Here is a 24841-nt window from a genome sequence, read left to right on the forward strand (position 1 = left end):
TAGCAGGGTGGGTGGTCAATTTCTGTAGTAAAGTTGACAGATTTTTCTGACGGTTGCGGACGGCAACGGGCGGCGGGGTATCGTACGTTGAGGGTGGCGAGAGGTCGCGGCGCTTTACCGACCAAGCAGTACGTCGAGAGGCGGCCGATCTCAAGAGTAGTGGATCGGCGGGCCGGCAGTTCTCTTATTCCAAAAGCGGAAGAAATTGCTTCGCTGTGGTTCACGTCAGCGCGCAGTAGGCGTGTTCAAAGTTCACCCAGGACGGTTCGACCTGTGCGCGCAACGCTCCGAGCGTGTCGCGCGCAAATGGCATCATCAAAGCAGGTTGGCAGCAGAACCTTGGAAGTCACACACCTGCCGAAAAGCGGTCAAGTGATGGCACATCTCAAGCGTGATCGAGTTTTGGCACTCGTCGTCATTACGTTCGCCGTCTGACGCATCCTCCAACAGTCGCCAATATCAGCAGCACCAAAGAAGATGGTTCCGGCACCGCAACACTCGTTGCCGTGAGCATCCCCGGCCCATAGTTCGCTTGCCAATCTTCAAGATCACCAGCGCTAAATGGCGTAGTTGATTCTCCCCGTTGCCATTTCAGAAAGTCCGCGCCGTCGACATCGCCGTCGAGATCAAAGTCGCCGGGGGTGCTTGCGGGGACGACAGCGAGCCCCAGGCCCGTTGGCCCCGAGGTGACCCCCCAGCTCAAGCCGGCAGGGAGCGTCGCGAGCGAGAAGTCGAACGTCGGGAGGCTGGCGACAAACGAGTTCGTGTTGAGGAACGCGAACGAGGCCCCGACCTCTGGCGTGTAGCCCCCTTCGAGCGACACCGAGACCGTCCCCGCCAGGCTCGCGGCGCCGGCGCCGGTGACCGTCAGGTCGTCGAATGTCGTGTCGCCGAACAGCCGGACGTAGAGCGTCGCGTCCGCTTCCTGCGTGAGCGAGCCGACCTGCGCGGCGTCGGCGAAGGTCTCGGAACCCGAGCGCAGCGTCAGGCCACGTGTGACGGTTGAGCCGTAGAGCTCCAGGTAGCCGTCGCTGACCACGTCCGCGCGCAGCTCGCTCCCGCTCGTCGCCGAGATCGCGCCCGTGGACGAGCTCGTGATCGCGACCCCGACGGGTGTCTGCACGTCCCCATCGACGAGGTTCACTGCCCCGTTGACCGTGAACGAGCCCGCCCCGGTCGTGACGGCGTTCACGAGTCCCCCGCTAGTGACGGTGAGCACGGATAGCGGTCCGTTGACGGCGACCGATTGATCGACCGCCAGCGTGGAGCCGACGCCCGACACCGTGAGGCGCGAGGCCCCGCTGCTTCCGTCGAGGACCACGCTCCGCCCTTGGAGGCGCCCCGCATTCGAGAGCGTCGCCGTCGTGCCGCGCGCGAGGGTCACCGTTCCGTCCGACTCGACTCGGCCGCCGTTGACGATGAGCGTGACGTTCGACGTGGCGCCCCCTCCGGTGGTCAGCAACCCGTTCGCAACGAGGCGGGCGCCGCTGCTGATGGTGGCGTTGGTCGTGCCGCCGAGCTCGCTCATCCTCAGGCCCGAGTTGTAGGTCGCCCGGGCGTTGTTGGTGAGCGTCGCCGTGGTGGACGTGCCGGAACTGCGACCCCAGTCGCTGGCAATGCCGCCCGTCGTCGCCGCGGTGAGGAAGCCGCTGTTCATGTCGAGCGTGGCGGTCCCTAAGTCGAAGTAGGAGGGAGTCTGGAAATTGCCCCCATTGCGAATCCGCGTGGTGGTGTTGTCCGAGAAGATGAAGCCGGCGGTGGTTGACTTGACGAAGTCCGTACCGTCGACGAGCAGCGTCGAGTTCGCGCCGAGGTTCATGTTCCCGCCTCCCCAGACGGGGAGGCTCCCCGCGTTGAACGTGGCGCCGCCGTTGAAGTTGACCGTGCCGTTGATGAGGCTGAGCGACGCCTTGTTATCGAACGTTGCGAGGCCGGCGGTCTCGAGCGTGCCGCCGTCGACCGTGAGCGAAACCGTGCGGTTCGTCGAGCCGCCCCCCATGCGGAAGGTCGAGGTGGTGCGGAGCGTGCCGCCGCTTGTCACGTTACCGACGAACGTCGCGTCGCCCGTGCCGGCGCGGAGAGCGCTGGCGGTCGCGACGCCTGAGTTCGAGACCGTCACAGTCGCATTCCCGGTCGAGCTGGCCCCCCAGTCGCTGACGTTGCTCTGCGCCGTGAGGGTCGAGCCGGCGCCGGTGACCGTCAGCGAGCCGATGGCTCCGTTGCCGACATCGATGTACTCGCCGGCCGTGATGTCTCCGCCCCCCGTCGCCTTCAGGTGGACGAAGTTGTCCACAGTGTGACTGTCGGCGAACTCCAGCCGCGCCGCGCCGTTGTACTCCAGGTCGACCCCCGATTCCGCGTTGAGCTGTCCGCCGGAGTTGACTCTGGTCAAGCCGCGGACGAGCTTTGTGTCGCCGGCGACGCGGAGTTCCCCGCCGCTGTTCACCCGCAGCTCGCCCGTCGACTGGTCGAAAACATAGCTCAGCGTCTGCACGCTGGAACCGCTATTGATGTCGATGCGGCCGTCTGCCGTGGTCCCGATCGAGTTGGTCGTGATGGTCGCGTTGTTGAGCGCCAAGACAGCGTTGTCGGTGACCAACACAGCCGGCGTGTTAAGTCGCAGGGTCGAAACCGAGTGGACGTTCAGCGCCTGGCGGTCCTCATTCTTGAACTCCATCTGACCCGTCGCCGTGAGCACCGCGCCGTTGGCGCCCGTGAAGGTGTACTGGGCATTGAGGGGACTGGAGACGACGAAGTTACTTACCGTCGTGCTGGCGCTCAGGCTCACGTCGGGTCGCGGCAAGCCCGCGATGTTATCCGACGACGGAAAGAACGCGTTGTCAGCACTGGTCGGTGGACCGTCCAGGACCCTCCAGTTCCCCTGGGTGAACCAGTCGGTCGAGAAAAAGCCGGTCCAGGCGTCGGCGCGGGCGCCGCTCACTCCGCCAAGGAGAAAGGCGAGCAGCAGGAGGACCGCGACGATTCGGTGCAAAAAGAAACTCTCGGCAAGCCGAGACGGGAAGTGGCGACGCATGGTAGGGTTCTCGTCAGGTGTGGTGTCTGATGGTGGTCCCACAAGCGCGGTCTCTGTCCGTCGCCTAATTTAACGCGTTTGGGGGGTGTAGCATAAGCTCGAAGAACTGAACGAGCAAATCACTAGAAAAAGCCCTGAAATGAGTGGTGCTTGGCGATCTGGCAGGGGGTATCCCAGACACCACTTCGAGTCCAGTGGCAAGTTTGCATGTGCGTAATGTGGGCGTGTCATGACGCTTGACTTCTTGAGCGAAATGTCGGTTCGTCCTGGGTTGCTTCGGAGCTGCCGATTCTCTGTCCGCTCCGACGACAGGGGCTTAAGATTGAAGCAGCCTGAGGCCATCCGTTAGAATAGGCAAGCTGCTTACTGAATGTTCCCTTCAATATGCAGGGCTTACTGAAGAAGTTTCTGTCTAATAACAAGTTCGCCAGCTAAGGGAGATCGATATGAACTATGCACTTGTGCCGTTCCCAACGTTCTCCGGAGAATCCGATTACGCCGGTCGACCGGACATTCGCGATGCTCTTGCTTCACGTCATCGTAATATCGCTCCGAATGCGATCGGCAATCTCGAATTGTTGAATCAAGTCGCCGAAACACTTCGCGACTTACCATGGAACTTCGCTGTCGATCATTGCCACGAGCAAAACGGCCAACTCCATCTGGCAGTGATGGCTCATGATCTCGGCCGCAATCTCGACGTTGGCGACAAAATGAACGCTGGCTTCTTCCTGCAAAACTCCGAAACTGGCGACTACGAAACCTTGGCTTGTGCCCGAACGTTTCGCGTCTCTTGTGAAAACGGCGCACTGCTCGAATGCGAAAAGGGGCAGTCGTTCACGATCTCAGCCGCTGATGCACCGCCTGCAAATTGGCAGCTGAAGATCAAAGATGTCATCGATCGCTCATTCAACGGCGATGGCCTCGATGTTGATCTCGCCCGATTTCGGGCCACTACTCAGCAAATGGTCATCACTCCCTACGAGTTCCTATGTCACCTCTCCGCACAGGGCCTCATCGATGACGACGAACAGTCGGACATCCAATTTGCATTCAACGACGCAGCGGACTTCACGATGTACGGGCTAATCAATGCCGTCACGCAGGTTGCGCATGGCTTACGCTCAAATGACAAATGGGCTCGGGCATTCCAAATCGAACGGTTGGCCGGGGAAATACTTCGAGGCGATCACAATCTTCCAACGCTCTATCCGGTTTACTCGCGATAAGCTGGCGAACCATCGCATGCACGGGAGCGGCGGTGGCAAGCGGATTTTGAAATCAACGTCAACTCCCGCCGCCCCGTGATGCGGGTCGTTAGGCGAGGAAGGCAACCGACCGATGGAGCCGTGGATGCAGGAAGAGATCGACGCCCTCGTAGCGGAGCTCGGCACCGTGCCCCCGCCGTGGGTGGCGTACGACGAGCACCCGTACAGCATCTGCTGGCGGATGGGCGGCGGTGAGTCGCACAAGGAAGTGTGGTGGGCGTGGTGGGAGCAGCAGGGGTTTAGCGAGGAGCAGAAGGTCGCGTACTTCCGCCGGTGGCCGCCGCCGCACTGCTGGCTGGCGTTCCTAATCGAGGCGGTGTGGGGCGTGGACACGTTCGAGGAGCGGGACAAACTCGGTCCGTACTTCGAGCGCACCGCGGCCCTCGGCTTCGGTGGCCAGCAGGAGTACGAGCGCGACTTGGACGATCCCAAGTGGCACTAGCGGCGAGCGCCAGACGCCTAACCCGGCGCTGCACCTGACCCGGCCAGGCTGTCTGCTTTGCATTGCTCCCTGGGACGTGGCCGGGCAGGAGAGCTTGTTCGTTCGCTGGCTTGGCGAGGGTTAGATGAATGACGCGAGAACAATCGTTGCATATCATTCGCGAAGCCTTCTCGCACGTTGATGTGGAGCGGATCGTCGTCGAGTACGACCCGGCGGTGGAAGAAGATGTAGCCAAAGTCTACGTCAGCGACGACCAACTTGATGCAGCGCTTGGTGATGATGGATTCTATCCGCGTGGGGTAGCGATGAAGGCGGGACTGGCGATCGAGGTTGTGGTGGCCGAGGCATGAGGTCGCCAGCGAACAAACTGTTGCACCTGACCGCGGCGGCATCACGGTTTTGCAGGGTTCAACGTCTCACCGCCGCCGCGGCAGGTGAACGGTATCGTTCGGCGGCGGAGACGGAGAGCACTGATGGCGTTCACGCGGGAGCAAGCATACGCCGCGCTCGGCTCACTGAATCCGTCCCCGGTTTTCCTGGAGTCATACCGGGTCAAGCCGCTCCCCGAGAATTTGGACATCTACTTCGGGCCGCCGGAGGAGTTTTTCATTGCCCCTGACACCCAGGAGCTGTACACCCGCAACCGCCTGGTCCCGATTCTGGATGACGGCAACTTCGGGCTGGTTACGTTCCTAGACCCGGACACCCGTGAGTTAATCCAGTTGGATGTGGAGTCGCCAGATGAGTCGCGAGCTGTCTTCCACCACTGGCAGCAATATCTGGCCGCACTGATGATCCGCGTCGGGGAGTCGGTGGACGAAGACAGCCGGGTGCGCCGCATGGCCGAACTGGTGGGGTTCTCTCACACGGACAAGTTGTTCGATCATTTTGCCCGCACGGCTGCGCTCAGCGGAGATGCGTGGTGGGAAGAGAGAAGTCTGTTCCCCTTGAGCATTCGCGCCGAACCAGGCGCTGCAGCAGACAGCGGGGGATGATAGGTTTCTCGGAGTTCATGGCTCAGCGTGCCCCGCCGCCGCTGAGCTTTGTCGTTAGGCACTTGGAGGCTCGTCGTGAAACTGGCGTCCGGTTTCTTCGTGGTGAACTTACTCGACGACCCGACGTACACTCCGGGCTCAGTCGACAACGTGCGGCGGTATGATCGTGAGCATTGCCTTGTCCAGGAATACCGACCTGTCTCGCAGTATGGCCTGGCTTGCACACAGTCGGATGGGACGATGCACACATGCATTCTTTTGGCCGGCGGCGGGGCCAGCCGTGTCCACGAGCATTCGGCCGTAATCGTCAACGGTTCTTGCTTCGTTGGCGTGGGTGATATGCTCTGTTCTCTCTCCTTGCCGAATTTGGATTTGAAGTGGGCAACAAAAGTGGATACCGCGACGTGCTTCGGTGTATATTATTGCCCTCAACAGGACTGCCTCCTGTCTCACGGCGAGTGTGAAATCGCCCGTGTGAGCTTAAGTGGCGAGATTCAGTGGTCGGCGAGCGGTAGGGATATTTTCTCGGAGGGATTTCGGATCGTCGGTGGCCAGGTTGAAGCGGTTGACTTCTACAACAGCGTTTACCACATTGACATTGTCACTGGCCGAAGCGAGCTTATTCGGGCCTAACAAACCGTTGCACCTGACTGCGGCGGCATGTCGGTTTTTCAGAGCGTAACGTCTCATCATCCGCCGCAGCAGGTGAACGGCAGCGTTATCCCGCTCAGGACCCTGGCCGCATGGAGATCAATCGCCAGTTTCAAGATTTGCACATCCCCGGCGGCGGCTCCGTCGATTGGGGTCTGAAGCAGCAGGTCGACCGCGACATCTGCCTCCTCTACCACCAACTCGCCGACTACAGCTACATCATGGGCGACTTGTACTGGGGCTCCGTGTTCGCCCTGCCCTACTGGGAGTATCTCGACTGGCGCGAACTGGATGATGGCGACCGCACATTCATCCGCGACGGCTGCCTGGTGATGTTGCTGGCCGCGGCCTGGGAGCAGATTGACGGTGCTGGGTCGTTCATCAACCAGCACATTCCAGCTTGTCGAGCCGCGATCGCGCGCGTCGAAGCGGACGCGCCGGAAACGGAAAAGCTGCTGCGGGCCGTTCAACTCGCGTTCGATGCAGCCGCGGCGGGTTCGGAGAGCGGACGCGAACTCGACGAGTTGTCCGCATGGGTTCATGTTCATTACGTTCGCGGCTATTTTGAACGTACCGCCGCCGAGTTCCGGAGCAACCCGTACTTCGGCGGTCCGGCCGTGGGATAACCACGCACTGGAACGGACCGGCCGGGCGGATTGGTCCTTGTGATTCGAAGGACGGTCGAGCGCCCGGCCGGCCGTTCAATGCTGATCCGTTATTTGCGGCGGCGACTCACTTCCCCATGCCAACGTTCATCGTCATTTTCATCCTCCTAGCCGTTGCCGCGTTGATGCTCCGGCACCTGCAACGGGGGTTCTTCTATCCCCGACCGCGCTCAATGCCTGACGCCGTCGACGAGAACATTGATGCGACATTGCGGCGATTCGAAGATGCGTTGCAGCAGCACGCGCCGGACGTGCTCCTTGCGCTTCTACCGGCTTTGCCTGACGAGAGTATCCGCGCGATCGAGTCACGGTACCGGCTCCGGCTTACCGACGATCTGCGTGCCCTTTACCGGTGGCGCAACGGTTCGCCCACGGATGAGCAAATCGAACTGATTCCCGGTCACCGGTTCTTGCCGCTGGAGTACGCAGCGGAGCAGCGCGAAGGGTTGCGACAGCAGGTTTCAGATCAGACTCTCGTGCAGCGCATCGCGTATTGGGTTTTCGCCGGACACCGCACGAATTGGTTGACCGTGCTCGATGACCTTTGTGGCGATGGATACTTCTACGACCCATCACGCCGAGGGTCGGCCGGAAGTTTCTTCTACCACTTCGCCGAGGATCGGCAGTACCGCTTCTTCCCCGCGCTGTCGAACTTTCTATCCGGCGCGATCGAGTGCTATGAGAGCGGCATATACCGAAGCGGTCGCCGAGGCCGCGCGGGAGAGGATTTCGAGCGTTCGTTCGAGCTATGGGCACGGTATGCGGCTTGGCCGGGCGCGTGACTGCGATCGGGCCGCAAATAACCCGCCGATGCAGTGGACCGAGCCGGCGGGTAAGCTTCTTGTGAATCGAGAGTCGGCGCGGCGCCGGCTCGGCCACTGATCGGCATTACGTTAGGTGTCATTACGCGTATGGCCAATCCCACCAAAGTCAGTCGCAAAGCGTTTGAGGAGTTCGCCGGTGTTCGATGGAACACCATGAACGACATTTGTGCCCTCTCCAACATTAGCGATCTCACGCCTGCGCAGAGAGTTGCCCATCTTGCCTATTGGTATATGAGTGAGTTGGAGAATGGCGGCCACTACCAGTATTTCCTCAATAAAGTTCACTTCGACCATGACGAGGTCGTTCGCGCCTTAGAGGCGATTGGCGCGACCGAGCACGTCATTGTTCTGAGCGACGCATTCAGGACAGTCAGGGCTACTCCGCTTGGCGCGCCGCAGACAGTCGAACAGTATTTGGAGGGCGAGGAAGCTGCTGACCTATCGCATTACGATTCGGCTTTTGCCGGTTGTAAGCGGTCAGTCTTTCAGTGTTTACAGGATTACCTCGACAAGCACGAAGGAGAGTTTATTGAGTGGACACCATGACACCTAACCATGCGCTGCAGCGAACCCGCATGGCGTCGTGGTTGGCCGTCATTGCGTCCCGCGTGCCGGGTCGCTGAGCTTGGGTCGTTAGGCCGCTTCCGCGTATGAATCTTTTCCAGCTTTCGATATTGCTATCTCCAGTTGCTGGAGCTGCCGGAGCCGCAGCCGCCGTCAATCGCGCCGTCCCTTCCGCTCCGACGTGGATGTGGTTAGCGATCCCACTCGGCCTTGTGTGTGGCATTGGCTGCTATATGGGCTTGATCCGTCTTGCTGTCGGGAAGCATGACAGGAATCCAGACTTACCAGCATGGCGAGCAGGGGCTCTTTTCGGCGTTTGCTTCGTTGCACCGTTTGTGGCACCGCTATTGGCATTCTTTTTAGTCAGAGCCATTCTGTATGCCGCCGCCTAACCATGCGCTGCAGCGAACCCGGCTTGAGCGTCGCGGTTGCAATCATTGCGTCCCGTGCGCCGGGTCGCTGAGCTTTTTTCGTTATCTGGACCAGGAGGGCGTGTCCTTGGCAGTTAATCGACGGTTGTTTCGCTGCTGAGGTCGATCCAATCGACGGTTCCTGGCGTGACCCATGGGTCAGTCGCACCAATCCGCACGCTATCGCGGGTGGCCCATGATCGTGAACATGGGTGGCGCAGTCACGGGACGCGTCAGCGGGGCTCCATCTGATGGTGGGAGCTTCTTGGCTTCGCCCTCGGTGCGGAGAACCGAGGCCGCCGGCGAATTGAGCGAGATTCTAGTTTCTTCGCTCCGCTCGGAATGACGCGACCGCGTGCTGACGGCTGTGGGCGGCAACGGACGGCAAGCATTCGGCATTTGTGGGTGGCGGGAACGCCCGGAAGGGGGCGACGGGCTGCCGCCGCTCGCGGATCGATGGAAGGGTGAGCGCGCTGCCCTGGAAAAATCTACGCGCCTTGCAGCCCGCAGCGGCGCATAATACGGTCCCTGCTGGTCATTGGGCGCCGCACCGCTTGCCGCCCGCAGCGACGGAGTCACGCATGTCTCACCGATGGTTTCGGCGGCCCAAATCTCTCGGCCGGTCGCGCCCGGCGCAATTCTCGCGGGTCATCACCTTCGAGCCTCTTGAGCCGCGTCTCGCACTCACGACGTTCACGGTCAACAGTCTGATCGACGCGCCGGTGAACTTCAGTGACAACGTCGTCACGCTGCGCGAGGCGATCGGCGCCGCCAACACCAACGTGGCCGTTCAACCGGGAGGACCCGCCGGCGACAGCCTGTTCTCGGATCTGATCCAGTTTCAGCCTGGGTTGACGGGCACGATCACGCTAACCCAGGGGCAGCTCAATCCGCGCGGTCTGCTGGTGATCAATGGACCGGGTTCGTCGCTCTTGGCTGTCAGCGGCGGCGCCACGGCCTCGAGAGTCTTGTTCGTGAGCGACCCGGCCGTTGGCACGTTCGGCAGCTTGACGATTCGCGATCTGACGATTCGCGGCGGCAATGCGACGCAGGGGGGCGGGATCCTCAACAACGAGCGACTCACGATGGAGAATGTCGTCATCACCGCCAACAAGGCGGTCGAAGGCGCGGGAATCCACAACTCGTCGACGGGCACGCTTACCGTACGCACCAGTCAGATTCAGGGGAACCAAGGCGGGAGCTTTTCGGCGACGCCCGACGGCGGCGGCGGCGGTCTCTTCAACGCCGGCACGGCGACGTTGATCGACAGCAGCATCAACGGCAACAGCGTTCTCACCGGAACAGGAGGGGCCATCGTCAACAGCGGCACGCTGACGCTGCGGAACAGCTCAATCGCTGGAAATGGCGCGGCCCTGAGCGTCGGCGGCATTTCCAACTCGGGCGTACTTAAGATCGTCAATTCGACGATTGCCAATAACCACGCTTTCGATTCCGGCGGCTTCGACGGCGTCATCGGCGCCCTTCACAACGAAGCGGCCGGCACGGTCACCGTGCAAAACTCGACGTTTAGCGGCAACGGCGCGACGTTGGTTGGGGGCATCTTGAACGACGGGTCGATGTCGCTGGAAAACTCGACGGTCAGCGGCAACATCGGCGGGCGAGACCGGGGCGGCATCAGCAATAACGGAAGCCTCGCGCTGCGCAATGCGACCATTGTCGGCAACCGGGCTGATGCCAGCAACGTGGGCGGGGTCGGCGCCGGCCTTTACAACAACAGCGTCTTCGGCGTCGTGATGCACAACACGATCATCGCCGACAATCTTCAAGGTCCCATCGCGGGACTTTCCATCGCGGACAACTTTGCGGGCGTCGCCGCGAATACGACCAGTTCCCATAACCTGATCGGCCCCGGCGATTCCAGCGGCCTGGCCAACGGCGGCGTCAACGGCAATCAAATCGGCGTCGCGAGCGCGTTGCTCGGCGCGCTGGCCTCCAATGGCGGGGCCGCGCAGACCCACCTGCCGCTGCCGGGCAGCCCGGCGATCAACGCCGGCGGTAATGATCAACGGCCGATCGACGCCTTCGACGTCGACGGGGATGCCAATACGACCGAGCCGATTCCTTTCGACCAGCGCGGCAGCGGCTTTGCCCGAGTTAGCGGCGTGACGGTCGACGTCGGCGCCGTGGAAGTGCAGTCGGACCCAACGGCCGATTTCGACTTTGACAACGACCGCGATGGCACGGACTTCTTGATTTGGCAGCGAGGCTTCGGCGTCACGGGCGTTGCCGCGACGCGATCGAGTGGCAACGCCGACTTCGATAACGACGTCGACGCCGCCGACCTGGCCGTGTGGACGGCGCAATACGGTAGCACGGTTGCGGTTGAGGAGGCGACAATCATTGTCGCGGGGCCAGCGGCCTCGGCGTCTGCTAACTTCCGCATGGCGCCGTCACTGGCCGCGAGCGGCGAACCGTCGCGCACGGCCCTACGACACATGTTAGCTCGGGACGCTGTATTCGCCTCGGCGCGCCTGCCGTTTCTGGACGCTGATTTATTCTCGCTGCGTGCGGCAGGCAAAGCACGCGTGCGCAGTTTGTGGAGATAGTGCGGAACCGACGACTCACGGCTGCTCGCGCCGCGAGGATGGCGATATTCCGCTGAGGGGGTCCCGACCGCTGCGTGGTTGACTTGACGCTTGGGTTCGCCCCACCTCCCCAAACGGCAGTTCAATCTGATTCGGTTGGCTTCCCCGTTGCCCAGCGGCAGTACGTTTGACGTGGCGTCGCTGGGTGCGCCAGTGGTCCAGCCATTGGAGTGAGCTTCAGATAGCTGTAGCCTCATGCTGAGCCATTCGGCACGCCGGGAAATGGCGTTTACCGACGTTGGGGCGCTGGGCTAGATTGACGCGCCGCGGCTTGGGGCCGGGTGTTTCACTGACTTGCACAGCGACATGGATGGGAATCGAGATGAAACGTGCGTTCTTCCTGGTGATGGCCACGGCGCTCATGGCGCTCGGGAACATTGTCGGCGGCGACTGCTGGGCGCAGGTGGTGGTTGAGGAGCCGACTGTCGTCGAGACTCCGACCGTCGTGGAGACGCCAACTGTGGTCGAGACGCCAACTGTGGTCGAAGAGCCGGTGGTGGTTTCGCCGACGTACGTGCCGATTCCGGCGCCGCAGCAGGAAGTGATCACGCCGGCGCCGGCGTCGGGCGGGGTGTGGGTCGGCGGGCATTGGGACCGGACTCCCGACAGTTGGGCATGGGTCGGCGGCGGTTGGGTGCAGCCGCCGTTCCGCAACGCTTATTGGACGCCGGGGTATTGGCAACATCAGGGGGGCCAGTACGTGTGGGAGAACGCCCATTGGGCGGCGGCGAATCAGGGCCTGATCGTCAACAAGCCGGTGGCGGCGCCGCCTGTCTATCCAGAGGTCGTCCCCGCGGCGCCGGCGGCGACGGCGTGGCAGCCGGGGCATTGGGAGTGGCGCGGCACGTGGGTCTGGATTCCTGGGACGTACGTCGAGTCCGTCGTGCCAACGGCGACGTGGGTGGCGGGGCAATGGGTGCAGGGAGCGCTGGGGTGGCAATGGGTTCCGGCGCATTGGCAGGGGTAGCGGTTGTGGCGGCCGTCGGCTCCGGAGCTTGCTCGACCGTCGTCAGCAATCGCGTTTACCACAGAGAACACAGATAACACGGAGAACACGGAGAACACGGAGAAGACGGAGAATGAGCGAACGCCATATCGGCGTGGCGAACGACCCCCTGGCGGAGCCAGGGGCTGCAGGAGCGATCACGCATCGTTGAGCGAGTCACATGGAAAGACGTCACCTTCGTAACGAACAAGTCTGGCTGGCCGTCGGATCGCTGATGATCCTGGCGACGATCGCGGTGGCGTTTGCGCTTGTCTTTACCCGCGACGTGATGATTCCGTTCGTGTTGGCGATCTTCATCACGACTGTGGTCGCGCCGTTTTTCGACTATCAGGTCGTGCGGCTGCGGTTTCCGCGGTGGGTGGCCGTGGCGACGACGCTGCTGGTGGTCTATGCGCTACTGTCGCTGTTGAGTCTGGCGTTCGTGGCCGCGTTTCAGGCGATGGTCGCGGTGGCGCGCGACTATGGACAGCAGGCGGGCGATCTGATTGAGAAGGTGTTCGACAATCTGCAATCGCGACACATTCAGATCGATCAGGCGAAGATCGTCGCGGAGATTGAGGACAACGTGCCGCTGTACGTGACGCAGAGCGCCGGCGTGTTGATGGGGATGATTTCGCACGCCGTGCTGGTGATGATCTTCGTCGTGTTCCTGCTGTTCGGCCGCGACTCGCATCGGCGGCGCGTCGGCATCTGGGCCGACATCGAGCGGACGTTTCGCGAGTATCTCGTCGAGATGACGATCATCTCGACGCTGACGGCCATCCTGGTGGGCCTCGTGCTGTGGGGCCTGGGGCTGCAGATGGCGTGGTTGTTCGCGTTTTTGGTGTTCATCCTGACGTATATCCCCAACGTCGGCGGGATCGTGGCGACGCTGTTGCCGCTGCCGATTGCGTTCGCGCAGTTTCAGAATCCGTGGATGATCGCGGCTGTCGTCGCGATTCCGGCGGCGATCCACATGGTGATCGGCAACTTCGTGGCGCCGCGGTTGATGGCTCACGGGCTGGAACTGCATCCGGTCAGCGTGCTGTTGTCGCTGGCGTTCTGGGGTTTGTTGTGGGGCGTGACCGGCATGTTTCTGGCGGTGCCGATCATGGCGATGGTCCGCATCGTGCTCGCGGAGTTTGAGACGACGCGGCCGCTGGCGGAGCTGCTGAGCGGAAGGTTGCCGGGGCGGGGGGAAGTGAAGACGTTAGCGCGTTAGTGTTTATCAGCCCCGGTTCCGAAACTGATTCAACTGCGGTCACCCTCGAAATGCTCAGCCGATCACGACTTAACCACAGAGGACACAGAGAGCACAGAGGAAAGACAAGAGAATGAATATCCTCGTCGTCTTCGCTGTGGCCTCTGTGTTCTCTGCGGTAAATGCATTAATGACTGCCATTGAACAAGCCTTGGAACCAGAGGTTGAAGCGTCGTCAGCGCATTCGATATCGAACAAGTGCCGTTATTCCGCATAGCAAAAGCGTGGCGATCGAAGGCTCCGGAACGACAATCGATGCAGCGGCCAACGGTTGAAAGCCTCGCTGCCAAATAAGGAAGTCGGCCGCGTCGGAATCGCTGTCGCCGTCGGCGTCGGCTTGGCTGTTCACGCCGAAGCTGGCGCCCCAGCGGCTGAGGTCGTCGGCGTCGACGTCGCCGTCTGCGTCGAAGTCGCCGGGAGGGTGGGGCGCAGCGAGGACCGCGGTCGGGTCCCAGAAGTTGCCCGTCACGGCGAGCAGCGATTGCAGCGTCACAGCGTCGCCGTAGTAGTCGCCCGTGTTGTGCGATTGACGGACGCGATCATAGAGGCTGTTGAGCCATTGCTGGTCGACGGCGCCGTCGCCTGTCATCGCGGCCACCGCCATGGGGGCGATGAAGAAAATGTCTTGCCAGCTGTTGAGCGGCGTGCCGTCGAGCTTGTAACCGCCGCGGATGTTGTTGGGGTTGCCGCCAGTGGAGGTGCGGGCCCAGTCGGAAATCTTCCGCACCTGGGCGAGCGTCACCGGATCGTTGTTGAGGATGGCGTCGACGCCGAGTCGCCAGGGATCGCGGCCGGCGTTGTACCAGTAGTTGCCGTCGTTGGCGCCTTCGAGCAGGTTCGGGGCGGGCTGCGGGTCGCGCGAGGCGCCGACGAGTTTGATGAAGTCGGGGAGGAGGCCCGTAGCGGCCGATTCGTTTGATTGGATGTCGGCGACGACGTTTTGCGTGGCAACGACGACGCTGTTCCAGAAGGCGGCGTCTCCCGTGGCTGCTCCGTAGGCGCGGAAGTGGCCTGGCATGAAGTCGGAGGAGCGGGTGGTCCACTGGCTGTAGGTGGAACCGTTGGGATTGACCCAGTCGCCGAGCATCGGCAGCTTGCTCTGCGGGCCGATGGTCGAGGCGCGGATGCCGGCGATGACGTTTTTCGCGGCGGAGAGATAGTCGACCGTCCCGGCGCTCCCCCACTGGGCGTGGGCCATCAATAGGCCGTAGGCGATGTCGGCGTCGCCGTCGAAGGCGCTGTCGTTGCCGCTCGTATTCGGGACTTCCCAGTCCATAAGGCGATCGTCGATCGTGCTCGGGTGGGCGAGGCGGAACTGCCAGAGGCCGTCGAAGATCGTCTTGGCTTGCGGATCGTGACCCGCCAGCGCGGCGACGATCACCATGCCGTAGCCTTGGCCTTCGGAAACGGTGCGGCCGGAGGAGTCGGACTTCACGCGCCAGCCGTTGCCGCCGGGGTCGACGGCGAGCCAACGGCTTTTGAAGAGGTCGTAGTAGTCGGCGACGTGCTGGTTGAGTTGGGCGCGACTGTAATTGGCGGGGAGGAGCGTCCCGGGGCGGTAGGCTTGATGCTGCGCGCCGAACGGGAATTGTTGGGCGTGCAACGCGGCGGCGGCTGGGAAGATGAACGCCAGCAGCAGCGTGAATTTAACGGCAGCGCGGCGGCGCGATCGACCCGGTCGGGGAGCACGGATGCTATTCGGCAGCATGATGAGACCTATTTTCGGTGTATGTTCCACTTCTCAGTGTACTAAGGGGGCGCGCAACCGGGGGCCGTACCGCGCCCGATTCTTTGAACGCCAAGTAGCGTCGGCCCAATAAGCTGAAGCTGACCAAGTGGGAAGCTGAAAGCCGAGCAGCCCCTGGCAGATTGACGGTCGCGAAGAGTTTTCCGGTCGGGAAAACCGGCAGCGTCGTCGGGGATTGACCGGCGGCAGCGGCTGAGAAAATGAGCAGCATTGCACCTGCTGCGCTAAAAGGCCGGATTAGCGCTGTAGATTTGCGGGAGGAGCGCACCGGACGCGCTGCGGGCGAACTTTCAGCCAGACAAGCGATTGGTAACGGAAGACCGTGATCGTGGTGACAGGCCGTCATTTCCAGCTGGTGAAGCGGGCTTGGCTCGCAGCGCTGACGGCCTGCGTCCTGCCGGGTTGCGCGTCGTTGCGAGCGCGCTCCTGGAATCCGCCGCAGGTGGTACGTCCGGTCGCCGCCTGCAAGCTGCTGGACGACGCCGGCGGCGCGTCGGTGGCGGAAGGCTGGTACTGTGAAGCCGTGCGACTTGACGCCGCGGGCTCCGCGAGCGCTGTGGACGCGTACCTGCAGTGCGCGGTTGCGGCATGGCCGGCGGTGGAGGCGCTCGCGAGCGAACTGGACGCGGTCCAGCCCGCCGTTGGCTCGCCGGCGCTTGGCAGCGGGCGAGATTCGCGCGAGTGGAAGCTGTACCACTCGGCCGTCGTCGGTCTGATCACGTCGGCCCAGAAGTGTGGACGCTGGAGCCCGCGGGGAGGGCTGACGGCAATGGGGCCGCGCGGGCTCGCTCCCTTGGAGACCGCATACCACGGCTTCCTCTGGGCGCCGACCGAGTTTGGTGCGCTGAACGTCGTGGGCGAATACGCTGCGCCGCAACCGGAGCGAACGTACCGTCGCGACGGGGTGGGCGTTCCGCTGGTCGTCGTGAGGAGCGACGTCGGTCCGCAGCGCCCCTTCGTGCAACCTGACCGACGGTTTGCGGCCACGGCCCTGGTGCGGCCGGTGTGGACCGCGACCGGGGGGTCGGCGCGGTTGGAGTTCTATAATCCGCTCTGCGAGTCGCAGGTGCGAACGGCAGCCGGAGTGGCGCCGCTGGCGGGCGACATGACGGCCCCGATCGTCTACGCGGGGGTCAACCTGCCGCAAGCGTGGCTGGAGCCATTCCTGCGCCCTGCCGGCGGCGGGGTCGACGATCGACTGTACATGCTTGAACCTTATCAGCCGGGGAAGATTCCGGTCGTGTTCATTCACGGGTTGCTGTCCGACCCGTTGACTTGGGCTGACATGCTCAACGAGCTGCAAGTCCGGCCGCAATTAACGAGTCGTTATCAATTCTGGGCGTTTCGCTACGACACGGGCGAACCCTTCCTGACGAGCGCTGCAGCGCTGCGGCGGCAGTTGGCGGAATTGAGGATGTACTATGATCCGTGCGGCGGAGATCGCGCGGCGTCGAATATGGTACTGGTGGGGCACAGCATGGGAGGGCTCGTCGCCAACCTGCAAGTGACGTACAGCGGCGCCGCGCTTTGGAATTCCACGTCGCGCATTCCATTGGAAATGGTGCGCACCGACGCGGCGACGCGCGCTGCGCTCGGCGCCGCGTTCTTCTTCGAACCGAATGCCGACGTCAGCCGCGTCATTTACATCGGCACGCCCCATCTGGGTTCGGCGTGGGCGCGGCGCGTCGTCGGCAGCGTCGGCTCGGCCCTCGTCGAAACGGCGCCGGCCGTCGCCGAGAGGCACGACCAGTTGGTGCGCGACAATCCGGACGACTTCAGCGACGAGCTGACGCGGCGGTTTCCCACGAGCATCGACCTGCTCGAGCCGAGTAGCCCGTTGCTCAACGCCGCGGCGAAGTTGCCCTACCGGCCGGGAGTAGCGCTGCATACCGTCGTCGGCGAGGGACGCTATACCGTCGGCAGCGGCCCTTCAGACGGCGTGGTGCCGGTGAACAGCGCTCGGCTGGCCGGTTCCAGCAGCGAGAAGTTCGTCGAGTCAAGCCATTCGAGCTTGCCGCGCAACGAGCAGGTAATCGTCGAGGTGCTGCGGATCCTTGCCGAGCATGCTCGCGTCGTTGACGCCGGCGCGGCGGAAACAGTGTTTTGCAAATAGCTGGCTGCCGGCGCTCGCGGGCGATGAGCGGAAGCGAGCGGTGCATCGTCTAGACTTACGGACGACGCACTCGCCGGCGGACGAAGGCGGCCACGGCGAGCGGCGCCGCCATGCTGACGGCGAGCGCGAGCGGAAGCCAGCCCTGCGTGGCGGCTTGGGCGCCGAGGATCGCGTAAGCCGCCGCGATCGCGATGTTGCTGGCGATCACGGGCGGGAGGAAGGTGCGCCACGACATCTGCAGCGCTCCCAGCACTAGGGCCGCGGCCTCGGCGAGGATCGGCAGCGGGCGGGTGAACGCCAGCATCCACGGGCCATGATCTTGGCAGGCGCGATCGGCGTCGGCGAGCGCTTGGGACGAAGCGAAACGCTGGGCCAGCGGACGTCCCCATCGGCGCGCGAGTGCGAAAGCGATGGCGGCGCCAAGCGTCATGCCGAGCGCCGACGCGGCCGTGCCGAGCGGGACGCCGAGCTGGCTGCCGGCGAGCGTGCTGACCGGGCCGGAGGGAATTGGCAGCAACACGTCGCTGGCGAGGATCGCGACGACGGCAAGCGCGAGCGCGCGGCGCGGCGGCGGGTCGGCTTGCCAGCGAGCGAGCGCGGCGGCGAACGCTTCGCCGTGGAACGCGAGAATCACCAGCGGCAGAACCAGCACGATCGTCACCAACAGCAGCGGCTTGAGCAGTCGGCGGTCGATCATACGAGAGGGGCGGCCGGCGGTTTTGACTTGAGAGAAGCGGATTCTACGTTTGTGCAACGGCGGGGCGATGGAGCCAGTTTAGCATATTCCAATCGCTACCAGCCGCCTGACCGTTGACCCCAGCGCGATTGGCCTACGATGTACAAACTGATGATGAGCCAGCGGATGACGAGCCTGCTGAGCGCCCTGGTGGCGCTGGGCATCTTGGGGCTCGGCGTGACGGCGCGACCGACGGCGGATCCGACGCGCGACCGCACCGATGCCCTCGAATCGGACTTGCGCTTCCAAATTGAGATGTCATGGCGCCATGACGGCCGTACGCGGGCCATGCGCGAGGAGGAGCTGGACCGGACGCTTGCGGCATGGGAGGCGTCGCCGCAGACGGGGCCCGATCGGCAACTGCTGGAGAAGTGGCTGCGCGGGGCGATCGTCGGGACGCTGCCAGGCGAGAGCGGCAAGTTTCCGCCGACGCCGACGTTCAGCGAGTTGCCTGTCGAACCAGCGAAGCCTGCCGCGGCGGCAAAGCCCGCCGCGAAGCTCGAGACGCAGCCCCCTGGCCCAACGCCTGCGGGCGAGCTCGCCGAAGCTGCGGAGCCAATGACGGCGCTGGAGCCGAAGGTCGTCGCGCCGCCGGCGGCGTCGCCGCGCGACGTCGAGTTGAAGCCGGGGCAGGCGTATACGCCGCCGAAGGCGAAGGAATTTCGGATCACGCCCCGCGCGCCGAGGAGCGAGCAGGCGGCGAAGCGAGTAGAAACGACGCCGGCCGAGATGGCGCCTGTCCCGTCGGCGAGTGCACCGCAGCAAGAGGCGACCGCTCCGCCGCAGCGGGTGATCGCAGCGAAGCCGGTAGAAGTTCCGCCCCAGTCGCCGCCGAGTCAGGCAGAGAATGTCGAGGGGGCGGCGCAAGGGATGAATCAATCGGCGGACATCTCGCCGCCGAAGTCGACGCCGCCGGAGAAGAAGCCGACCGCGGCGCCAGTTGTCGTCGCGCCGCCGACTCCTCCGACGAACCAAACGACGCCTGAGGCAGCGCCACCCGGCAACCCGGTGGCGAAGGTCGCTCCACCGGCCGGGGATGTGGAGGCGACGCCCACGACGGTCGTGGCCGAGCACGACGCGCCGACGCCGCCGGTTCTAGCAGCGCCAGCCCCGCCGGTGATGGTGAACCTCGTGGAACTGAACGCCCAGATCCGCGGCTACCACGAAGGTCTCGACGAGATCGACGCCCAGGTGATTGCCAAGCCGGGACAGCTGACCGAAGGCGAAGTTGCCCTCTTGGTCGGGAAACTGGAGCAACTGGCCGCACAGCACGAGTTCGTACGGCTGTACTACGATGGGTTGAGCAAGAGCGAACGACGGTTCGTCGCGGCGCCGCGGTCGATGGCGGAATCAATCGCGCTGGTCGAACAGCAGCGGGCGGCGCTGGCGGCGGAGGAAGAAGACTTTCTCACGGCACTGGAGGGGGCCGTGGCAGCGGACGAGTTGGCGGAAAGGCTCAAGACGCTGGCGGCGGAGGCGCAGGCGGGGGATTGATGGCCGGCCGGGGTTCGTTAGACTTGGGGAGTGGAGAATCGCGCGGGTGTAGTTCAATGGTAGAACGAAAGCTTCCCAAGCTTTAGGCGAGGGTTCGATTCCCTTCACCCGCTTTGCGTTTAGGTCCGGCGTCGATGACGCCGGACTTTTTTGTGCGCGGAGAGGCCGATCGCGGCGGCGGCTGCGCTCAGGAGCGCTGGCGTCGGTTCGGGAATGGCGTGGGACGCGGCGGCGGCGGGCGGTGCAAACGCCCCCTTCCAGAGCTGAAGATCAGCGTCGTCGACGGCGCCGTCGCGGTTGGCGTCCCCTTCGTGGTGCGCGGCGCCGATCGCTTTGCCGTTGCCCCGTTGCCACTGGAGAAAGTCGGCTCCGTCGACGGCGCCGTCGCCGTTGAAGTCGGCGGATACGACTGGGGTGGCCGTGAACGCGACGATCGTGTTGCCGCTCGATCCGTCGCCGTTGTCGACGACGCCGATCAGCGACCAGTCGCCGTTGGCGAGTCGGGGGCCAAGCGTCAGGCCTTCCATGTTCTGGCCGAACGAGGCGTCGATGGCGCCCGACCAAAGGAGCGTCTTGGCGACGGGCGTGTAGGTTTGCCCGATGAGTCCGGTATTGAAGGGGGCGACGCTGACGTCGGTGGCGCTCGCGGGGTTGACCTCGAAAATGCGGTTGAGATAGATCGGCGTGTCGACGGCGACGGAGCGCTCCAGTGACAGCAGGGCGCCGTCGGGCATGAGCGTGAGATCGGACAGTCCGCTTTGCGGACTGCCCAGCGTCGACGTGCCGTGAATGGGCTCGACGACGTAAGCAAACTGCGGGCCAGCGCTCGTGACGTTGCCAGCGACGTTCAATTTGAGGAGTCGAACTGTCGTGCCGACGGTGGGCGTCGACACCGCTCCGTCGATGGTGAGCGCCTGCTCGTTGGCCGTCCACATGGCGGTGCCGTCGCGCGACCGGGTAAGCGATTCGGTCCCGAGATTTCCGCGTCGGTTGTTGAATAGCGTGGGGACGGCGCCGTTTTGCAGTTCGGCGCCGGTGGCGAGGCTGACTTCGCGCAGGTGAGCGCCGGTTTCGGCAGCGAGAAAAACGCTATGGCGCTCAGGATTTGTGTAGGCGATCCCTTCGAAATCACTCGTGGGGACGATGTCGATCACGGCGATCCCCGAAATGGCGTCGATGCCGCCGGCCGGGGTGAGCGTCAGATCGAACTGAATCAGTTCGCCGCGAGTTTCCTCGGTGGCGATGAAGCGATGGCCGCCGCCCGCAGGGCCGACGTAGGTGATGCCGCTCATCTCGGCGACGGTGACGCCGGCGGGCGGCGTCAGCAAGGCGTGATTGACCCGATCGATCGACCAATTGGCGGCGTGCCCGGAGGTCGCCCCCGAGACCAGGGCGAGCACGATAAACCAGCGACGGATTGGGAAGCGAGGAAGCGCCATGCGTTCGATCATAGTCAACGCCGTCGTGCGAAGCTGCAACATGGCGCCTCGCGTTGTGCTTTTAGAAGAGCTTGTCGAGCAGTCGGACGGCCACGCGGTCCGGGGGGCGGCGCGGACTGATGTTGAACTAGCGACGGGGCGCCCGGAGGCCCTGGGCCTCCGGCTATTTAGGGGGCTGTGGAACGGGCGGGGGCTGGCGGACCGGAGCAGGCGCTGGCAAAGGAGCGCCGGGGTCGGCCGGCGGGCTCATTTTGCCGACGGGGGCAGCGGCGGGCGCGGCGCCTGGAACGGGGACGCCAGGCGGCGCGGCTCCGGCGGGGGGTTGACCCGCGGCGGCCTGGGGCGCCGCGGCGGGGTCGGCGACGACTTCCTGTTGAACCGGGCGCCAGCCCGAATCGACGACCAGATACCCGGCCCAGAAGAATGGATGCTTGCCAGTGAGCTCGACCGGATCCTTGCCTGCTTTGACGCGCAGTTCGGCGGTCGGATCGATGGGCGACTCCTGGATCAATCGCACGCTCCGCTGCCAGGCATCTTGAGCGGCCGTGTGCGGCAGTTCCTGGATGAACTCGCGGACCAGGTCGAGCGTCGATTGTCCGCCGACGCGCCAGCGGCTCAGCAGCAGCGTGTCGGCGCCGGCTGACATCAGACCGCAGCTGGCGAAGAAGAGCTCGTCGCCCGGGGCGACCGCGGCGCCGCCCCGCCGCGCGCGGGCCGCCTTGCCGCCGCGTTCGGCGGCCGTGTGCATCCCCGGAAGCAGTATTCGCTGCGGTCCGTTGCCGGCGATGCCCAGCCATTGGTCGAGGGACCCTTGTTGGATGCTGCGATCGACCGGCAGCGGCGACCACGCGAGCGGATCGGGACCGAGGGCGTCGACGTCGTCGAGGACCACCAGCGCGTCGAGCAGCGTCGCGAGCGTCGGCGTTGGCGCCGGCGTCGGCTGCGTGAGCGGCAACGGGCCGGGGAGCGCGGCTTCCAGGGCAGCGAGCGCCTGTTGCTCCTCGGCTGGCTCGTCCCCGGGCACCATATCGCCCGTGGCGAGACCCGTTCGCTGAATGCGGCGCCACGAGCCATCGAAGCTGAAGGCGAGCGCCGCGGTGGGAGCGTAGCGAATCGTGGCCAGGCTCCCCAGCGGCGTCTGCTTTTCGTCGACCTTGGCGACCAGGGCTTCGAACGGGACATACCAGACGGCTCCATCGGGAACGACGATGAGCTGCTTCAGCGCAGCCGGCTCGATCGAAGCGCCGTTAAAGATCGCCTGGTAGAGCTTGGCGCCACTCTCTTGCCATTTGTCGGTTGCGAGGTCCTCGACGGGGACTTGGAAGTTGGCGTCGACGTTGCCGATGTCGCGGAGGAAGGCGGAAACTTGACTGCCGAGGCGGGCTGACGGCCCGCAGTTCCAACTGGCGACGGCCTTATTGGTGAGCAGGATGGCCAGCATGCCGTCGGGCGTGTCGTGGAACACCAGCAGTGCCTGACCGGTCTGGAGCCGCGACTGAAAGTCGATCGGCGCCATGGTCGGCGGAAAGGAATAGTCGGCCGGCAGTCGACCGACGGCGATGCGAGCGAGTTCGGCCTCGCGATCGTCGAGCGAGGCGCCATATTGTTCCCACAGCCGTGGCGCCTTCTTCTTCGCCGCTTCGTCCATCGCCGGCGTCCAGACGCCGCTGAGCTGCGTCTGGAGTTGCGTAACCTCTTTCAGCGCCGCGGCGAGGCTGGGGTGACGCGTGAAGATTTCCGCTTGCTGTTGGCGTTGTTGCGGCGTCAGTCGTTCGACCGGCGTCACGACCAAATCGCGCAGGGCGTTGGTGCGCCCGCCCCAGGGAAGTTCGTTGTGATAGCGGCGGCGCTTGGCCAGGTCGGTGATTTCCAGCACGGCGCCGGCGTTCTTACGGTCAATGGCCGAGAGGAGCCAACGGTCGTACGCGTCGGGCTGCGGCGTGATCATGACCGCCATGGTTTCGAGAGGACGAATCATCGCGTCGGCGGGCGAGGGATCGGCCAGGAGTTGTTCGTAAACCGTCGACGCCGATCGCATGGGCAACGTCTGCTCGTCGAACATGCGGTTGGCGAGCGTTAGCTGGAAGAGCTTCCGCGAGATTTTTTGCTGCCCGGCGAGAGCCGTCGAAAGAGCGGTGGCCGCCGAACCTCGTCCCTGGGAGAACTGGATACGGGCATCAAGATATTGGGCGTAGTTGCCCAGGACGCCGGTGCGGGCGTCGCCGAGGAGGGCGACTCCGGCCGCCAGCGCCGGCGCGGCGGCTTTGAGATTGTCGAGCGTGAGGAACTCGTCGGCCATCGCGAGGCTGAGCCGTGAGGCGATGAAGTTGAGACGTTCGCGGCGAGCCCAGGCGAGGGCGTTGGGCAGCGCGGGATTGGGATCGAGGACGCCGGCGGCAATGCGAGCGAGCTCGTTCCAGCGGAAGGCGTCGTCGACCATGCCGGCGTCGCGGAAGAGAAACGCCGAGTAGCCGGCCTCGGCAAAGAGGCCGACGGCCGCCGACGCATTGCCGGCGTCGAGGGCCAGTTTGCCTTGCTCCAACAGGGCGACGCAGGTGAGGCCGTGATCAAACTGCCCGCCCGCCAGGAGTCCGCGTTCGAAACGTTGCTGGGCCTGCTCGCGATCGCCGATGCCGGCGAGCGCCAAGCCGTAGAGGACGTCGCTCCAGGCGCCCGACCAGTGATTGGGGGGCGCGGCGCCGCGGGAGAGCGTCGACGCGAGATTTTTAGAGATCGAATCGTGAGGGCCGAGCGGGCCGAGAATTTCGTTGCGGCGGCGAATAGCCAGTGCGGTGCAGCGGACGACCTCCGTCACGTCGACCGACCAAAGCTGCGGCGGCGTGACGACGCCCCCTTGCTGCAATTGCTGGCTGGCGTCGAGGCTGCCCTGCGAGACCGGCATCGTCGAGCCAAAGTTCCCGGCGACGAAGCGGCGCTCGCTCATGCCCCACGGAACCATGACGCGGGCGAGCGACGAGTCGGCATTGAGCTGCGGGGCGAACTGGACCCGCAGCATCCATTTTGGGTACTGCAGGAACAGGGTGCAGGCCTGATTGAACTGCTGAAGGGCCTGCTCGGGCTGCCCCCAATGGTAAAAGGTTTCGCCGAGCATCGCGTGATAGCAGATCGAATCGATCCACCGGACCGTGCCGGTGGAGCCGATCGTCTTCACGCTGCTGGTGAGCGAGCGGCTGAACGTCCGTTGAGCGTCGCGAAACTCGCCGCGATAGAGCTCGTCGACGCCGCCGTAGTAGCCTTGCGAGGGGATCGTGTCGTTGAACTGGGCGCGCGCAGACCTTGAGCCGACGGCGAGAAACATCGCCGCGCATACCCCAAGAATCGCGAGCCTCAGCCCGCTAGCTGATGCTGGCATGATTGTTCTCTGCTCCGGGCGCTAACGATTCCGGCCGTGGGCAGCGTAGCCGGCGGACGGAAGTGCAGCGAATGGCCGACGAGGCGGATGCGGGGCCGCTCGGCGCTAGTTGCTATTCTAGCAATCGCCCGTGGGAATGCTTGTGTTTGGGCGAAATGCGGGGCGTGCTGCGGGGCCAAGCGAAATCGGCCTGGATGCCGGCGGGGTCGGGAGCCTTTCTACCCCTCGCGGCGC

General features: G+C 64.1%; 18 protein-coding genes and 1 tRNA gene. 14 read left to right on the top strand and 5 right to left on the bottom strand.

Features of this window, described 5'->3' with window-relative positions:
* Positions 1 to 418: 418 nt before the first annotated feature.
* Positions 419 to 3034, bottom strand: a complete 2616-nt coding sequence (locus tag I41_RS03030; RefSeq protein ID WP_145430771.1) for a beta strand repeat-containing protein — start codon at positions 3032 to 3034, stop codon at positions 419 to 421.
* A 446-nt stretch (positions 3035 to 3480) separates the two neighbouring features.
* Here I41_RS03030 and I41_RS03035 point away from each other — a divergent pair, with 446 nt between their 5' ends.
* The 11 genes from I41_RS03035 (at position 3481) to I41_RS03085 (ending at position 13666) form a co-directional block, all read left to right on the top strand.
* Positions 3481 to 4263 (top strand): hypothetical protein, encoded by a 783-nt coding sequence (locus I41_RS03035; RefSeq protein ID WP_145430773.1) that lies wholly within the window; start codon positions 3481 to 3483, stop codon positions 4261 to 4263.
* 166 nt (positions 4264 to 4429) lie between these two features.
* Entirely contained in the window at positions 4430 to 4744 is a 315-nt protein-coding gene (locus tag I41_RS03040; protein WP_210421100.1) for a hypothetical protein, read from the top strand.
* Positions 4745 to 4872: 128 nt separating this feature from the next.
* Complete coding sequence (locus tag I41_RS03045) at positions 4873 to 5094, top strand: hypothetical protein (protein WP_145430777.1); 222 nt, start codon at positions 4873 to 4875, stop codon at positions 5092 to 5094.
* 123 nt (positions 5095 to 5217) lie between these two features.
* Positions 5218 to 5739, top strand: coding sequence for a hypothetical protein (locus I41_RS03050; RefSeq protein ID WP_145430779.1), 522 nt, complete (start codon positions 5218 to 5220; stop codon positions 5737 to 5739).
* A 75-nt stretch (positions 5740 to 5814) separates the two neighbouring features.
* A complete protein-coding gene (locus tag I41_RS03055) occupies positions 5815 to 6372 on the top strand; it encodes a hypothetical protein (RefSeq protein ID WP_145430781.1) in 558 nt (185 codons plus the stop codon).
* 110 nt (positions 6373 to 6482) lie between these two features.
* Entirely contained in the window at positions 6483 to 7016 is a 534-nt protein-coding gene (locus I41_RS03060; RefSeq protein WP_145430783.1) for a hypothetical protein, read from the top strand.
* Between the two features lie 116 nt (positions 7017 to 7132).
* On the top strand, positions 7133 to 7837 hold the full coding sequence (locus tag I41_RS03065; RefSeq protein WP_145430784.1) for an SMI1/KNR4 family protein: 705 nt from the start codon (positions 7133 to 7135) through the stop codon (positions 7835 to 7837).
* A gap of 129 nt (positions 7838 to 7966) precedes the next feature.
* Positions 7967 to 8425 (top strand): DMP19 family protein, encoded by a 459-nt coding sequence (locus I41_RS03070; protein WP_145430786.1) that lies wholly within the window; start codon positions 7967 to 7969, stop codon positions 8423 to 8425.
* A 1009-nt stretch (positions 8426 to 9434) separates the two neighbouring features.
* Positions 9435 to 11420, top strand: a complete 1986-nt coding sequence (locus tag I41_RS03075) for a right-handed parallel beta-helix repeat-containing protein (RefSeq protein ID WP_145430788.1) — start codon at positions 9435 to 9437, stop codon at positions 11418 to 11420.
* 361 nt (positions 11421 to 11781) lie between these two features.
* Positions 11782 to 12426: a YXWGXW repeat-containing protein gene (locus I41_RS03080; protein ID WP_145430790.1), complete on the top strand. Its 645-nt coding sequence runs from the start codon at positions 11782 to 11784 to the stop codon at positions 12424 to 12426.
* A gap of 199 nt (positions 12427 to 12625) precedes the next feature.
* The gene (locus I41_RS03085) at positions 12626 to 13666 is read left to right on the top strand and encodes an AI-2E family transporter (RefSeq protein ID WP_145430792.1); all 1041 of its coding nucleotides are present in this window, start codon (positions 12626 to 12628) and stop codon (positions 13664 to 13666) included.
* Positions 13667 to 13880: 214 nt separating this feature from the next.
* Here the strand turns inward: I41_RS03085 and I41_RS03090 are convergent, their stop codons facing one another.
* The gene (locus I41_RS03090; protein ID WP_145430794.1) at positions 13881 to 15413 is read right to left on the bottom strand and encodes a glycosyl hydrolase family 8; all 1533 of its coding nucleotides are present in this window, start codon (positions 15411 to 15413) and stop codon (positions 13881 to 13883) included.
* Positions 15414 to 15783: 370 nt separating this feature from the next.
* On the opposite strand from I41_RS03090, the gene I41_RS03095 reads away from it, so the two are divergent.
* Positions 15784 to 17565, top strand: coding sequence for an esterase/lipase family protein (locus I41_RS03095; protein ID WP_145430796.1), 1782 nt, complete (start codon positions 15784 to 15786; stop codon positions 17563 to 17565).
* Positions 17566 to 17620: 55 nt separating this feature from the next.
* Here the strand turns inward: I41_RS03095 and I41_RS03100 are convergent, their stop codons facing one another.
* Entirely contained in the window at positions 17621 to 18262 is a 642-nt protein-coding gene (locus I41_RS03100) for a TVP38/TMEM64 family protein (RefSeq protein ID WP_145430798.1), read from the bottom strand.
* A 138-nt stretch (positions 18263 to 18400) separates the two neighbouring features.
* Here I41_RS03100 and I41_RS03105 point away from each other — a divergent pair, with 138 nt between their 5' ends.
* Both I41_RS03105 and I41_RS03110 read left to right on the top strand, forming a co-directional pair.
* On the top strand, positions 18401 to 19795 hold the full coding sequence (locus I41_RS03105; protein WP_145430800.1) for a hypothetical protein: 1395 nt from the start codon (positions 18401 to 18403) through the stop codon (positions 19793 to 19795).
* Between the two features lie 42 nt (positions 19796 to 19837).
* Positions 19838 to 19908, top strand: a tRNA-Gly gene (locus I41_RS03110).
* Positions 19909 to 19914: 6 nt separating this feature from the next.
* On the opposite strand, the gene I41_RS03115 is transcribed toward I41_RS03110, so the two are convergent.
* Both I41_RS03115 and I41_RS03120 read right to left on the bottom strand, forming a co-directional pair.
* The gene (locus tag I41_RS03115; RefSeq protein ID WP_168206640.1) at positions 19915 to 21234 is read right to left on the bottom strand and encodes an esterase-like activity of phytase family protein; all 1320 of its coding nucleotides are present in this window, start codon (positions 21232 to 21234) and stop codon (positions 19915 to 19917) included.
* Between the two features lie 163 nt (positions 21235 to 21397).
* Complete coding sequence (locus I41_RS03120) at positions 21398 to 24607, bottom strand: CHAT domain-containing protein (protein ID WP_145430805.1); 3210 nt, start codon at positions 24605 to 24607, stop codon at positions 21398 to 21400.
* Between the last annotated feature and the right edge of the window lie 234 nt (positions 24608 to 24841).

It is taken from the genome of Lacipirellula limnantheis, assembly GCF_007746075.1.
Classification (GTDB): Bacteria; Planctomycetota; Planctomycetia; order Pirellulales; family Lacipirellulaceae; genus Lacipirellula; species Lacipirellula limnantheis.

Coding starts and splice junctions, on each gene's coding strand:
- I41_RS03080 (WP_145430790.1), top strand. CDS start 11,782: ATGAAACGTGCGTTCTTCCTGGTGATGGCCACGGCGCTCATGGCGCTC.
- I41_RS03090 (WP_145430794.1), bottom strand. CDS start 15,413: ATGCTGCCGAATAGCATCCGTGCTCCCCGACCGGGTCGATCGCGCCGC.
- I41_RS03100 (WP_145430798.1), bottom strand. CDS start 18,262: ATGATCGACCGCCGACTGCTCAAGCCGCTGCTGTTGGTGACGATCGTG.
- I41_RS03045 (WP_145430777.1), top strand. CDS start 4,873: ATGACGCGAGAACAATCGTTGCATATCATTCGCGAAGCCTTCTCGCAC.
- I41_RS03060 (WP_145430783.1), top strand. CDS start 6,483: ATGGAGATCAATCGCCAGTTTCAAGATTTGCACATCCCCGGCGGCGGC.
- I41_RS03085 (WP_145430792.1), top strand. CDS start 12,626: ATGGAAAGACGTCACCTTCGTAACGAACAAGTCTGGCTGGCCGTCGGA.
- I41_RS03120 (WP_145430805.1), bottom strand. CDS start 24,607: ATGCCAGCATCAGCTAGCGGGCTGAGGCTCGCGATTCTTGGGGTATGC.
- I41_RS03035 (WP_145430773.1), top strand. CDS start 3,481: ATGAACTATGCACTTGTGCCGTTCCCAACGTTCTCCGGAGAATCCGAT.
- I41_RS03115 (WP_168206640.1), bottom strand. CDS start 21,234: ATGGCGCTTCCTCGCTTCCCAATCCGTCGCTGGTTTATCGTGCTCGCC.
- I41_RS03075 (WP_145430788.1), top strand. CDS start 9,435: ATGTCTCACCGATGGTTTCGGCGGCCCAAATCTCTCGGCCGGTCGCGC.
- I41_RS03030 (WP_145430771.1), bottom strand. CDS start 3,034: ATGCGTCGCCACTTCCCGTCTCGGCTTGCCGAGAGTTTCTTTTTGCAC.
- I41_RS03070 (WP_145430786.1), top strand. CDS start 7,967: ATGGCCAATCCCACCAAAGTCAGTCGCAAAGCGTTTGAGGAGTTCGCC.
- I41_RS03105 (WP_145430800.1), top strand. CDS start 18,401: ATGTACAAACTGATGATGAGCCAGCGGATGACGAGCCTGCTGAGCGCC.
- I41_RS03050 (WP_145430779.1), top strand. CDS start 5,218: ATGGCGTTCACGCGGGAGCAAGCATACGCCGCGCTCGGCTCACTGAAT.
- I41_RS03065 (WP_145430784.1), top strand. CDS start 7,133: ATGCCAACGTTCATCGTCATTTTCATCCTCCTAGCCGTTGCCGCGTTG.